General features: G+C 36.9%; 12 protein-coding genes. All 12 read right to left on the reverse strand.

The window, feature by feature from the left end; translation table 11 throughout:
- Positions 1-4 precede the first annotated feature (4 nt).
- The 12 genes from MKY30_RS23275 to MKY30_RS23330 all read right to left on the reverse strand — a co-directional run bounded on the left by MKY30_RS23275 (position 5) and on the right by MKY30_RS23330 (position 13,682).
- The gene (locus MKY30_RS23275; protein ID WP_341085517.1) at positions 5-1,138 is read right to left on the reverse strand and encodes a GNAT family N-acetyltransferase; all 1,134 of its coding nucleotides are present in this window, start codon (positions 1,136-1,138) and stop codon (positions 5-7) included.
- A 29-nt stretch (positions 1,139-1,167) separates the two neighbouring features.
- Positions 1,168-2,931, reverse strand: coding sequence for an ABC transporter ATP-binding protein (locus tag MKY30_RS23280; RefSeq protein ID WP_341085519.1), 1,764 nt, complete (start codon positions 2,929-2,931; stop codon positions 1,168-1,170).
- Between the two features lie 51 nt (positions 2,932-2,982).
- The gene (locus MKY30_RS23285; RefSeq protein ID WP_341085521.1) at positions 2,983-4,161 is read right to left on the reverse strand and encodes a glycosyltransferase; all 1,179 of its coding nucleotides are present in this window, start codon (positions 4,159-4,161) and stop codon (positions 2,983-2,985) included.
- 37 nt (positions 4,162-4,198) lie between these two features.
- On the reverse strand, positions 4,199-5,329 hold the full coding sequence (locus tag MKY30_RS23290; protein ID WP_147211660.1) for a glycosyltransferase: 1,131 nt from the start codon (positions 5,327-5,329) through the stop codon (positions 4,199-4,201).
- A gap of 33 nt (positions 5,330-5,362) precedes the next feature.
- Positions 5,363-6,553, reverse strand: coding sequence for a glycosyltransferase (locus MKY30_RS23295; protein ID WP_341085523.1), 1,191 nt, complete (start codon positions 6,551-6,553; stop codon positions 5,363-5,365).
- A 57-nt stretch (positions 6,554-6,610) separates the two neighbouring features.
- Positions 6,611-7,735, reverse strand: coding sequence for a polysaccharide pyruvyl transferase family protein (locus MKY30_RS23300; protein ID WP_341085525.1), 1,125 nt, complete (start codon positions 7,733-7,735; stop codon positions 6,611-6,613).
- A gap of 56 nt (positions 7,736-7,791) precedes the next feature.
- Complete coding sequence (locus tag MKY30_RS23305; RefSeq protein ID WP_147211663.1) at positions 7,792-8,985, reverse strand: glycosyltransferase; 1,194 nt, start codon at positions 8,983-8,985, stop codon at positions 7,792-7,794.
- The gene (locus tag MKY30_RS23310) at positions 8,957-10,111 is read right to left on the reverse strand and encodes a glycosyltransferase family 1 protein (protein ID WP_341085527.1); all 1,155 of its coding nucleotides are present in this window, start codon (positions 10,109-10,111) and stop codon (positions 8,957-8,959) included. Before MKY30_RS23310 ends, MKY30_RS23305 begins: the two co-directional genes overlap by 29 nt.
- 2 nt (positions 10,112-10,113) lie before the next feature.
- Positions 10,114-10,470, reverse strand: a complete 357-nt coding sequence (locus tag MKY30_RS23315) for a helix-turn-helix domain-containing protein (protein WP_341085528.1) — start codon at positions 10,468-10,470, stop codon at positions 10,114-10,116.
- A gap of 3 nt (positions 10,471-10,473) precedes the next feature.
- A complete protein-coding gene (locus MKY30_RS23320) occupies positions 10,474-11,628 on the reverse strand; it encodes a DegT/DnrJ/EryC1/StrS family aminotransferase (RefSeq protein ID WP_339286314.1) in 1,155 nt (384 codons plus the stop codon).
- Between the two features lie 623 nt (positions 11,629-12,251).
- Positions 12,252-13,046 (reverse strand): methionyl-tRNA formyltransferase, encoded by a 795-nt coding sequence (locus MKY30_RS23325; protein WP_339282563.1) that lies wholly within the window; start codon positions 13,044-13,046, stop codon positions 12,252-12,254.
- A complete protein-coding gene (locus tag MKY30_RS23330) occupies positions 13,047-13,682 on the reverse strand; it encodes a sugar transferase (protein WP_341085531.1) in 636 nt (211 codons plus the stop codon).
- Positions 13,683-13,693 lie beyond the last annotated feature (11 nt).

Here is a 13,693-nt window from a genome sequence, read left to right on the forward strand (position 1 = left end):
CACCTTATGAATTTGCTCTGATTAAAATCCTTTCAGCACTTTTCCGTAGATATATATGAAAAAAACGGGATTTATTAATTTGAAACAAGAAAGTGAAAAATCCTGATCTTAAAGTCGTATTTGTGAAGGTGTATTCTACATTATGTTTATTGACCGCCCCCCAATTGTACTTATAGGCTTCTTCCCCTTTTAAAAAATCGAAATACTGACATCCTTCTTTACTTGCATCAAGAATAAGATGATATATTAACAACTGACCTATCGAGTACTTTCCAAATTCCGTATCAAAGCTTGGAATATAAAAATAGAATCTGTTTCCATCGTTCATGCCGAAGTGTACTGCAATAATTTGCTTATTTATTTCTAAATAGGAAAGATGTAATAACTCATTTTGAAAGAGTTTTTTTGCTGTTAACAGTGCATATTCCTTCTCTTTCTGATTATTGTATTTGCTGGGAGTTTTCGTACCATTCCATCTTCTCTTATGCAGCTCAAATAGCGTATTCATCACAGGTTCTACATCTATTTCTCTTAATACTTTCTTATAAAGGTATTCTCCTTTTTGCCTGATTAATTTTCTTTGTTTAAAAAGGATTTTCTTTACGTACTTTTGATTTACCCCGGACTTCGTCTGGTCCATATTACGTTCAAGCATGATGTAAGGGGAATCTACCGTTTTTATTTTTTCTATCATTTTAAAACCATCCGGTAACTGAGTAGAAAAGACTTTATTATAAATAGAATCCCCGGGTAAGTCCGACCATACTATACAATTCCAATTTTTCCTGTCCTCTGTAAGCTTTTTCATCACCAGGTTAGTGATTTCCCTCATATCATATTTGCTAGAAATAATCGGCACTAAATAATCAGCCATTCCTAATCCAATCGGCCGGATTACAGTAAAGCCCCAGGTTGCTTTATAACTGTAAAGAGGGATAATCGCAATAGTATTCATTCCTTCCTTTACTTCTATAATATAAGGATCTACCATTTGGCAGCTTTTTTTATATCTCCACCAGTTTTTCATCCATGCTCTATCCTGGAAAATATTATATTCATGAATTCCCTCACTAAAATTACTACATGCAGAAAATAATCTTTCAACTGCATCCTCATCTTTATGCAGAATAACATCCACTTTGCTATCCTCCTTCTAAAGGTTCTACGTTACATAATGGATTGGTTCAGCTTATTATTTACTGATACTAATCTGCCATTATTTATCCTGTAGACAATGTCACAATTTTCAATAGTACTTAATCTGTGTGCTATGATAATTAGCGTCTTATTCCCCTTCAGTTTATTAAAAGCACTCATAATTTCTTTCTCCGTTTTGTTGTCTAATGCAGAGGTTGCTTCGTCCATAAACAATATCTCGGGATCATGATATAACGATCTGGCAATGCCAACTCGCTGGCGCTGTCCGCCCGACAGCATGACACCCCTTTCTCCAACCGGTGTATCAAGCTTATTGGGAAGCTCTTCAACAAACTGTTTTAACTGTGCCTGCTCCAAAGCACGCCAAACCTCTTCATCTTTAATCTGATCATCATTTAACCCAAAAGCAACATTCCGGCGGATAGAATCATCGGAAAGAAAAATAGCCTGCGGAATATATCCGATTTTCTTTTGCCATAAAGACCGCTGTTCAAATAAATTTACACCATCAACCAGAATGCTTCCCTTTTCGGGCGGGAACAAGCCTAGTATAATATCAACAATCGTTGTTTTACCGGCTCCTGATTCTCCGACAAAGGCAACTGATTTACCGATGGGAATCGATAAAGTAACATCCTGTACAGCGTATTTATTTTGATTGGGGTACTTGAAAGACACCTCATCCATCTGGATTGAATTGTGAAATATTTTTTCTCCACGTATTATTTCCGTACTGTTCTTACCAGATGCCAAAACGTCTTTATCCATAAATAAATCATCGTAAACGACATGCAAGGCCGGCATACTATACCGCATAATTATAATCAATGAAACAACACGGTTGATGGAAGGCATCAGCCGAAATGCGGCCATAGCAAATAATGCCATGGTTGAGATAAAATGAGATAGATTCGCTCCCTGGAGAATAATGATTAGTGCTGTGATCAGAACAATCGCGACAAGCATCGTTTCGATAAAATATCTAGGAACCACTTCCAGCATTTTTAAGTACTTCGTATTATTGGCTTGAATTTGACTCTGATTTGTATACTCTCTGATAAAAAAACGCTCTTTCCCGGAAACCTTTACTTCTTTACTGGCACCCAGTCCCTGATTGACCCATTGTATCATTTTCCCGGTTACTTCCTGATGCTCTTCCCCAAGCTGGCTGATTTTTTTCCGGTAGCTTATAAAAAAAAGGCAAACACTCCCGCCTAGTAAAACAGCTGCGGCTAAAGTTGCCAAAGGGGCTGTTACTACTAATAATACTGCAATAAACAGGATGACCAGCACCTCTGTCAGTAATTGAAAGCCAGAAATCATGATTCCATTAAAGATTTTTGCTACTTCTTCATTGACATTTCTCAATAGATCAGCTGTGTTTCTCTGTAAGTGAAAGGTATAGGGCTTTGTTAAATATGCCTGAAATAAATCCCTGGACAACCTTACTTTTTGATTCAATGTCACCTTAATTTGAGTGTAATTAAAAAATAGTAAGTATACATTTTTAATCACAAATACTGCTAATAATATAATTACAGCAAATATGATAAAAGCATTTACCGTCTGGAAGTTAAGCCAGCCGTATACATTTGCAAGGACAGGCTGCTCCTGAATCACATTTGGATTTACTACCATACCGACAAAGGGAACAATTACTCCTATGCTGATTGTTTCAAATACTGCTGCTGCAATCATCATAAAAAGCAGCACAATAAGCTTCTGTTTCTCTTTTCTTGAAAAAAGCCGCAGTAATTTATGGACGCTATTCACCAATTTACTCACCTTTTATTTTAGAAGTTTTTTTGAGACATATGAAAGAATTTATGGAGCATTCTCCACCATTTTATAGAGCCTTTCCATCTCTTTTGTTGTATCCACTACCTGCTGTGACAGGTTGCTGCTGAATTTTTCTCTTAATCTTTTATCATTTAATAGTCGCAGGATAGCATGATAAATCTCTTCCTTCTCGAAATTTACGATTAACCCTGTTTCTCCTTGGCTTATTTGTTCAGCTGCACCAGTATTTGTTGTAATAATGGGTTTTCGTAATATCCTTGCTTCTGCCACAGTGAGGGCATAGGATTCATGCCGGGATGGTTGTATATAAATATCACAATCCTTTATATACGGATAGGGATTTTTTACCGTACCAAGTAACAGGAGGTTATTTTCTAGTTGGTATTCCTTTATCATTGTCTCGATTTTCTCTCTTAGAATCCCTTCGCCTATTAAGTACCAGCGGACATGATATCCTTTTAACAATAATTTTGATAAAATTTCCGGAATCATATCCTGCCCTTTTTCTACTGACAGCCTGCCCACTGTCAGAAGGCGAATGCCTTTAAACCTATCGCTATAACTTTCTTCCGCTTTTGATAAAGTCTCCAGTTTATCTCTTTCGATAACATTATAAAATGGAAATGTTTTATCTTTCAGATTCGGAAATATATCAATGAATTTCGTCATAGCATATTTAGAAACACAGAAGATACAATCGAACCTACTATAGAACCTCTCTCCCTGTTTTCGCAAAGCTTCTTCAAAATAGGAAACATCACAATGAATCCAGACAGCCTTCTGTTTTGCTTTTATATTATTCATGACATAAACGTCGGGAAATGTTACCGGACTATGGTAAGCTATAGCAATGTCGTACACTGTTTCATCTCTTGGCACCATCCTGGAGTAGTACCTGTTTTGCTTATAATTAGACACTGTGTGCTGTATCAATTTCGTATAAAATCCTGTTTTAACCGCTGTAATAATGTCCCCTTTTTTTGTATATTTCCACATTTTCTCCAATGCTGTTTCCCTTGCTCCAAATATATTTTCTACATGCACAAACTCCGGGATTTCCTCATAAAGCTCACCCTCCTCCGACATCAGCTTTACAGTCACATCGTAATCTTTCAGCTGCATGCTATTCAGCATAGCAATTAAAGCCTTTTCGATTCCACCCATTATCATTCTTTGTGTTACAAATAATACTTTTTTGCGCACTTTTTTTCTCACCTCACTAAAAAGCCTTTTCGAAGGGCTATATGCTAATTTCAATTTTGTTTCTTAATTTTTTGCTCATTACATGAATGATTTCCTGATATATCTCCCATGCATCAGCTTCTACAACAACACCCATTTTCAATCCCTCCATTTGTTCATGAGCACCTGTAAAATTAGTCGTAATAATCGGCTTGTTAAAGACCTTCGCCTCTCCTAAAGTGATACAGAATCCTTCATGTCGGGATGGCTGAACATAAATATCACATTGTTTTAAAAAGGGGTAAGGATTTGGATGTGCTCCTAATAAGATAAATTCTCTTTCAACTTGATACTTTTTAATAAGAAATTCATATGCAGACCTGCTGTTACCTTCTCCAACACAGTACCATCTGACTTTATATCCCTTTTCTCTCAGCTTTGCTAATACTGGAATAACAAGATCCTGTCCTTTTTCTTTACTTAATCGTCCGATAGTTAATATTCTTATGCCATCAAACTCATCATTAAAGCCATCCCCTTCATCCGCCATTTGTAAAATTAACTCAGAAGAGATTTTATTAGGACAGGAATCTATGTTACTTTGTAATTCAGGCAGTATATGAACTAAACGGTCTTTTCCCTCATTTGACACCGTATAGATTCTGTCAAACTCAGGATACAATCTTTTGGCAAATGGCAGATCAAACCCGACCTTCGTCACATCAAAATGAATCCATTGCAGTTTTTTTTCAGCACTTATTTTATGAATAACAAAATAGCTTATGAGATCCATCGGACCTGCATAAGCTATAGCTACATCATATTTATTTTTTATATCCGCAGTATTCCTTAATATATATTTAAAGAAAATACTTTTATTTTTCAGGATTCGGGACAATCCATATGTCAGCGAGAAATTTATTACCCTGATAAGCCGGCCTTTTTTTATAAGATTCCATATAGTCCATCTGGGGGGATTCGTCACCATTCCTTTTATCTCAGGATATTCATGCACGTATTCCACGTTGACATGATCTGGAATTGCATTCAAAAATCCACCATATTTCTCCAGCATTAGAATCGTAATATCATATTTATGTTCAGGTATTTCTGCTATCCTATTAAGCAGTGCCTTTTCCGTGCCGCCAATATTCATATTGATCAGCATAAATAGCATTTTCTTCTTCATACTGCTACCCTCTTTCTACAGGCGCATATTATGTTATCCAATAAATTGATAGAACTTCTCGATTTCCTCAGTATTCCCCTTCTTTTCCTGCTTCAGATAATGTATGATACTTTGTCTAAGCTCCGGCTCATTGATTAATCTTAATATCCCTTCTGCAACAGCTTCCGGATTCATATCAACAACAAGCCCATTTTTTTCATGAATCATTTGATTATAGACTGCATCAAACCTTGTTGTTACAACAGGCGTATTTAGCATTCTTGCTTCAGCAATAGCAAGACCGAATCCTTCAAATCTGGAGGTCTGCACATACATATCAGCATGCTCAATAAACGGATACGGATTTGCCTCAACCCCTAATAAAATAAAGTGCTGTTCTAGTTGATGTCTTTTTATATCCTCCTTTATTTTTTCTTTTAGAGGTCCTTTTCCTAAAACATACCACTTAAAATGAATTCTTTTTTCTTTCAGTATTTTGCATACCTGAAGAGCAATATCATAACCTTTTTGAGCAGATAATCGACCGATGGTTAAAATCCTGATTCCATGAAAAGAATCCTGATAATTATTTCCTGCCTCCGCCATTTGGAAAATAAGCCGAGGATTATTGATATCGTACATTACCTCTATTTTATCTGCATAATAAGGAAAGCGTTCTAATAAATCTTTTTCAGCTGTTCTTGATACAGCTATCATTTTGTGATAGTGATTATAATATTTCTTTTGGAATGCTATATCTTCCTCATCTATTATGTATGTAGCATTAACCCAGGCAAGCTTTTTCTCTGCTTTCACTTTTTCTGCTACATAATAAGTAGGAACCCCTTGCGCATAGCTGATGGCTACATCGTACTTTTTATTATTGTTTTCGATTACTTTTGATGCGCTTTTCCAGTAAAGAATAGCCCGTTTCGTATTATGATAGTCCTTTTTGTATATTGCGATAGAGTATCTGATTCTTGAAAAAAACATTTGAACTGCTTTTTTTGACAGGACATGTTGCATAGAATGTTTTATAGTTCGATTTGTAAAGGTTGTATAGCTCAATGGTGGAAGTACATTTACTTGTTTTGGCACTATTTTTTCTAAAATATTTCCAAAAGAAAATAGTTGTAGATCTACATTGAATTTTGAATAATCCAGCATGGATAATAGAGATACTAAGCTCTTCTCTGCCCCGGCAATATCTAATGAGTCAATCACAAATAAAATATCCTTTTTCATTATTATTTTCACCCCCTGCTTTGTTTCTGCATGTCACTTCATTTTATCTATTCCCGTTTAAGGATCTCTCACTTCTCTAGGATGTAACACATTCTCTAAATACAGTTTAGATTGCGCAATTTTCCCGTTAAGAATGAATTCACTTTCCTTATAGTCTATTGGATTTAATAAATCTTTCATTTTATAATGTGGATGTATTAGCCTTGATTCTAAATTCAAATCCTCCAGAAGATCCCTCATTCTCGTGTTGATAGATTCTTTTCTGTTCACAATGGCAAAATTTTTCTGATACAGTACTGAAAATACTGCCGCATGAAATGAGTTGGAAATAATAAAGGCTGCATCTCTCACAAGTGAAATAAATACCTCCGGGCCCACGTGTCGAAAATATTTATCAGCATAATTTATCTTTCCTGGATTAATGCTGTATATTTTCAAGTTCTTCTCTTTTGAAATCTTTACTGCAATCTCTTTTATCAGCTGATTATTATCAAAATCATAGACCAGTATATACTTATTGTGAAATTGTTTCTTGCCTATTTCATTCCATTCACCCTTGCTTAATAAAAGCACGGGATCAACAACTTTTTTTCCGTTATAAACCCCCATTTTATTCAGGATGTTAACACCGCTTTTTTCCCTGACACTTATTCCGTCCAACCTTTTTATCCATTTTTGGACAACTGGAACCAAATACGGCGCAATCTCTTCTGTAGCAAAGCTGGCAGCAAAAGAAGCTTTTGTCCTTCCTCCTGGTACAAAATCTAAATAAAAGGCTGGGTCTTTTCCATTTTGATAAAGACTATTCCAAATCTGATCACTTCCACATAAATATACATCTCTTTCAGGCAGTTTATTCTTTAATTCCTCATTAGAGCGGTACTGACGTTTTGTTAATGTTAAATAAGTGGTTGTAAATTGATCAAAGGCTCTTTTTCTTTTTAACCCTGGTATTCTTAATGGAACTTTAATTCCTAAATAAACTAGCTTTGTCAGCAAATTCTTCTCCCATTTCGGATTATCGATTCGGAACAATTTATAATGGTTGCTTAAATACGCTGGCTTATAATCAATGATTTCAACATCATGACCACATTGGGTTAAATATCTTAATAATGCAAATGCCTGCAAGGAGGCTCCATGATTGTAGGCATCATGACATGTTATTGTGTAAATTTTCATATTACACCCCGTTTTTTCTATCCGTACGTGTTTCCTTACGCCTCTTTGAATTGTCTTTAACACGACGATATAATTAAATCATACAGCTTACTTAATTCGCGGGTAGAATTATTAAAATTGGACCTGGAACAATGATGAGCTAATTTCTTCCTTAATTTTAAATTATGATACAGTTCCTCTATACCATCCGCTAAACCATCAACAGATAATTCACAAATCATCCCATCATATCCCTCCAGAATTTGACTTTTAGCAGTAGAATAATTTGTTATCAGCACCGGCTTTGCAAGAATTTGCGCTTCACTGACCGTTACTGCCTTACCTTCATAGCGGGAGGGTTGAACATAAAGGTCTGCTTCCTTCATATATGGATATGGATTGATTTTTTTTCCTAACAAATAAAAGTTATCCTGAAGTTTATAATCAGATATAAGACTTCGAATCATTTTCTCGTCTCCACCATAGCCGACAGCATACCAGGCAAGGTTGTGATAGCCTCTTTCTTTTAAAAGTTTCAGTGCCCGGACTGCATTATCAATACCCTTTGCATGAGATAATCTGGCTACGGTAATGATTTTAAAACGATTATCGTAAATCATTGGATTTTCAAGCTTTTCTGCTGCTAATGCTTGGATAAGATCAGGTGAAGTAATATTTTCGATAACAGTAACTTTCTTCTTTAAAATAGGATATTTATTTATAAATGCCTTTTTACATTCTTCGGAAACTGCAATAATGTAATCGAATTTCATCCACATGCTTATATCGACTGTTTCATCGGTTTCCACTACAGAAAAGTCTGTATGTATCCACGCAATTTTCATCTTAGCCTCAACCTTTTCTGCCACAAAATAATGCGGCCATAAATAGCTTATTGCCACATCATATGCTGCATCCAGCTTCGGTAAAAATGGCAATGCATACTTCCACATATATTGCATTTGTTTATAGCCCTTTTCTGAGCCTTGATTCTTTGCAGCTTTATACTTCGCCAGTAAACGGGCAAACCCGATAGTTAAATATCCTGCTTTAAATGTATCCTTGATAGACATCCGAAACGTTTTATAGCTATCTGACTCTTTCAGAAGATTGGGCTGTGCTGGTAATTGATTCATAAAATCGCCAGTATGGCTGTACAGCATAACATCAACGTGATAGTCTGTATAATTAAAATTATTTAACATGCTTATCAGGCTGCGCTCGACTCCTCCTACCTCCAAATCAAAGGAAGCTATCAATATATTTTCCACGTTTATCGACCTCATTATATTGATAAATTTTCTGTAATTGATGAACTGCCTGCTCTATAGAATAACCGTTATTTTCAAATCCATTTCTGATTTCAGTCTGATTCCGTTCTTTTTGCCCTGCTTTTGCAATAATCGTATCTGCCCATACATCCGGTTGATCCGATAGAGGCAATTTGGTAAGCAGACCGATATGAAGATCCGCTTCCGGCTGAATGGCCTCTGAAACAATGCAAGGAACCCCGCTTGCCTGCGCCTCTAGCAGGACCATCCCTAAGCCTTCATAAATAGATGGAAATACAAATACATCCATACTATGCAGCATTGTAGGAATATCTTCTCTTAAGCCGGCAAAGCGGATATTTTCTTCCAGTCCTTCTACTAATACAGTGGCTTCTATCTCACCGCGTAAATCTCCATCTCCTACGAATAATAGTTTCATCTGCTTATCTCTTTGAATGACTTTTTTCATCACCTCTATTAAGAATATGTGATTTTTTGCTTCTATAAATCTGCCGATATGTCCAATGATGATACTCTTCCCCAGCTTCTGTTGGAGCAGAAATTCATTTACTTTGTTTTCTGGCCTTTTCAAATATGGGTAATAGTCGATGGCATTGGGAAAATATGTGTACTTTGAACCTGCACTTCTTTTTTCTCCAAATAAATATTTCCCAGCTGCCTCACTGCATGCCAACAGATCTGTTGAATATTGAGAAATAAAAAAACGCATCGACTTAAGGTAGAGCTTTCTAAGCAGCCCTTCACTGTCATCCAGCGTTGTATGTGCATGGGAAATTCTTACCTTTATACCTGCCAATCGTGCTGCAATCATGGAGAGTCCACAATGAAATAAGGTATGTGCATGAACAGCGTCATAAGGTCCATACTTCTTTATTACATGATAGAGTTCGAGAACGGAATTCGTTTTTTTTAGCCGGATAATCCTCCCTCCCAATTCTCTTATTTCCTGATCATAATGTGCTTCTTCCTGATTGTAAGAGATAAAATCAAATTGGATTTTTTCACTATCTATATTCCGGTATAAATTCATTAACATCGTTTCTGTCCCAGCCCGGTTCATAGCACCAACAATTTGTAATACTTTCATTTTCTCAGGACTTTTCATCTTCATCCCCTGCTTTTATCGTTTTTATCCAAATTCTCCTGCTGCCATTTTGCAAATTCAATTACTGTCTTAAACGCTTGTAAGTCATTTGTTTTTACACCTGACTGCTTAAGATCCTTTACAAATTGCAGCCATTTTGTTTCTGGTATTTGTCCTATTCGTGATTCTTCTGAGATGAACGTATTGACCTCCACATTCAATACACCTGCCAGTCTTTCGATAATTTGCAGGGATGGATTTTGGTTTAAATTTCGTTCAATATTACTTAAATAAGATTTTGATATATTTGCACGCTTTGCACATTCTGATAAAGTCAGCCCTCTGGACTTTCGTATTTTTTTGATTTTCTCTCCAATCATGACTTATACCTCATATTCTTGTAATTTCATCTCAACCCTTTTACGAATGGTGCTGTCAAATATATTTCTTATACATCTTATTACCCGGTGCTGTTCCACCTCTGTTAAACTGGAGCCTGATGGAAGGCATATTCCGGTTTCAAACAATTTATCTGAAACAGATCCTCCTTCATCATGCATAAAGTATTTTGCCCTTTTAAAAAGCGGCTGCAAATGGAGCGGCTTCCAAACTGGACGGGCTTCTATATTTTGCTTATTCAGTGCATCTAAAATTTGCTTTGCTGTAATTCCCGCTTTTCTGTCATCAATCGTCAGTGTTGTTAACCAGCGGTTGCTTTGTGTATCTTCCAGCTCTTTCATAAACTTTACTCCCGGCAGATCTGATAAAGCTTGAAAATACATATTAAATACCTTTCTTCTTAACCTCACTCTGTCATCCAAAACCTTCAATTGTGACCTGCCGACACCCGCCAGCAGATTGCTCATACGATAATTAAAGCCAGCTACACTGTGCTGATAGTGTGGAGCAGGATCTTTTGCCTGTGTTGCAAGATACTTTGCTCTTTCCAACGCTTTCATATTATTTGAAATAAGCATTCCGCCGCCGGAGGTTGTAATAATCTTATTGCCATTAAAGGAGTAGATACCATAATCACCAAATGTACCGCTGGCCTTTCCTTTATAAAGTGAACCTAATGATTCCGCTGCATCCTCAATAATGGGAATGCCATATTCATTACATAAGTAGACAATTTCGTTCATTCTTGCACTTTGTCCATATAAATCAACAACAATGACTGCTTTCGGGAGTTTACCTTCAAAAGCCGACACTCTCAATGCCTTTTCTAAAGCATTTGGAGACATATTCCAGGATTCTGGATCAGAATCAATAAAAACTGGATTTGCTCCCTGGTACAAAATAGGATTTGCGCTTGCAACAAAGGTTAATGTAGAGCAGAATACTGTATCGCCTTCTGTTACACCTAATAAAGAAAGAGCCAAATGGATTGCTGCAGTCCCTGAGCTTACTGCAACAGCTCCTTTTGCCCCTGTTTTTTCCGCTATTTCCTTTTCAAATGCGTCTACATTCGGCCCTAATGGCGCAATCCAATTTGATTCGAAGGCGCTTTTTATATATTGAAGTTCGTTTCCGCTCATATGCGGCGGGGACAAATAGATTCTAGATTGGGTCAATAAAAACAGCTCCCTTTAAAAAAAATAAAAAAGTATAGATATAAGATGAAGAATAGCCGCTCCAACGGTTTTGATGGGGTGAGTAATCGCAACCCCAGAAATATACTACGCTTTCCGTGGGCTTGAGCTCAGCCTCCTCGAAAAAAAGAAGTACACTTTGGAGGCATACAGGATGTATGTCAGTTCGGTGCCTGAGACAGGACGTCGCGACGAACTTAACCGAACTTCCTTTTCCGTTTTGCGCACTCCCACAGGAGTCTCCGTATATTTCTTCTGGGACTGCGATTACTCGTCCCATCAAAAACCTTCGCTAGAATCAGCTTCTTTTCTTTGAAAGAAAGCAAATGAAACATATTTCTTCATAGATGGGAGCGAAGGGAAGTCGACTCCTGCGGGAAAAGCAACAGGTGAAGACCCCGCAGGAAGTGGTCTTCTTCCGAGGAGACTGAGGCGTTGCCCGCGGAAAGCGACTTCCTGGGACTGCGATTACTCTTCCCATCGAAAACCGTCGTAGCGGACATCTCCTTGGCAAGAACACCAATGTTTTAAAGATCAAGTGATTTTCTTGGTTTTTCTTACAACCTTTATTAATTCTTTACAAGATTTCTTTCGGAAGTTACAACATTTGCGGTGCTATCTTTGTTCATTAGCTGTTTCAGGATAAAATCGTTAATTAACGTATATTTTTTTCCTTCTACTTCAATAAAGGCACCATTGTATGGCGGGAACCAAAAGGCTCTGATTTTTAAATCTATATCATCCTTGATTAAATCAATTTCTTTCATTTCCTCCATTTCAACTCTGGTAATATATCTTCCCTGTTTAGCATTCTGTTTGACTGAGGCCAGCCGTCCTTGGGATATAACATCTAAAAGTACACTTTTATATAGTTCTACCTGAATTTCCTGTGTCTTCTTTTCTAAGCTTGCTGCTGTCTCCATTCGATAATCAAAATTAAATTTAAAAGTACGTATAATACTGCCAGTATCTATTCCACTATCTACGTAATGTGCAGTAGCACCCCACCTTGGAAGTTTATTTAAGATTGCCATATTATACCCGGCTGTTCCCCGCCATTCAGGTAATAAAGCTGGATGAAAATTAATGCAGCCATATGACGGCCCGCTGATTAACGGTTCCTTTATCTTTTTCCAAAACAGATAAGAAATAATCAAATCAATTTGGTGATCTGGCTCATATAGGATATTTTCTGCCTCTTCCATTGAAATAATAGGAATTCTTAATTCAGAAGCTTTTTGAGCAGTTGGTGAATTAGGAAAATGTGAATCGGTAACAACTGCTGCAATTTCCACCCCTTGGCTTAACGTCCACTCTATGAGCTCTGCTGCATATTTTTTTCTTCCCATAAAAATTATTTTCATTTATACATCCTCCGAATCTCCTGTGAAATATTGAACAGTTGCTTGTTCTTCCTGATGAATACCTTCTTTTATGAGGATTTTATTTATCGTTATCAGAATAATTTTCCAATCCCCTAAAAAGCTGATATTCTCTATATACTCCACATCGAGTTGAAATTTATCCTCCCAGCTGATTGCATTTCTTCCATTGATTTGAGCCAAGCCGGACAATCCCGGCCGTACTTCATGGCGTCGTTTCTGGTGTGGGTTATACAAAGGTAAATACTGCACCAATAAAGGCCTTGGACCGATAATCGACATATCGCCTTTTACGATATTAAAAAGCTCCGGCAGTTCATCAAGAGATGTAGATCTGAGTAATCTGCCAAACCTGGGCAGTCTGTCATGATCAGGAAGCAGATTCCCATTTCCATCCTTCTCCTCCGTCATCGTTCTGAACTTATACATCCAAAAGATTTCTTCATGAAGTCCAGGTCTTTTTTGCTTAAACAAAACTGGACTGCCAAGTTTCGCTTTAACTAGAACAGCTATTATTAATAACAGCGGACTGAGAATAATAATAGCTATTGAAGCTAATATGACATCCATCGGTCTCTTTACATATTTTCTGTACATACCATCCCTGCGAATTTTCATTTTATTCACCA

It is taken from the genome of Oceanobacillus sp. FSL W8-0428, from assembly GCF_038004405.1.
GTDB classification, from domain to species: Bacteria; Bacillota; Bacilli; order Bacillales; family Amphibacillaceae; genus Oceanobacillus; species Oceanobacillus sojae.

Coding starts and splice junctions, on each gene's coding strand:
- MKY30_RS23290 (WP_147211660.1), bottom strand. CDS start 5,329: ATGAAGAAGAAAATGCTATTTATGCTGATCAATATGAATATTGGCGGC.
- MKY30_RS23295 (WP_341085523.1), bottom strand. CDS start 6,553: ATGAAAAAGGATATTTTATTTGTGATTGACTCATTAGATATTGCCGGG.
- MKY30_RS23300 (WP_341085525.1), bottom strand. CDS start 7,735: ATGAAAATTTACACAATAACATGTCATGATGCCTACAATCATGGAGCC.
- MKY30_RS23310 (WP_341085527.1), bottom strand. CDS start 10,111: ATGAAAAGTCCTGAGAAAATGAAAGTATTACAAATTGTTGGTGCTATG.
- MKY30_RS23315 (WP_341085528.1), bottom strand. CDS start 10,470: ATGATTGGAGAGAAAATCAAAAAAATACGAAAGTCCAGAGGGCTGACT.
- MKY30_RS23320 (WP_339286314.1), bottom strand. CDS start 11,628: ATGAGCGGAAACGAACTTCAATATATAAAAAGCGCCTTCGAATCAAAT.
- MKY30_RS23325 (WP_339282563.1), bottom strand. CDS start 13,046: ATGAAAATAATTTTTATGGGAAGAAAAAAATATGCAGCAGAGCTCATA.
- MKY30_RS23330 (WP_341085531.1), bottom strand. CDS start 13,682: ATGAAAATTCGCAGGGATGGTATGTACAGAAAATATGTAAAGAGACCG.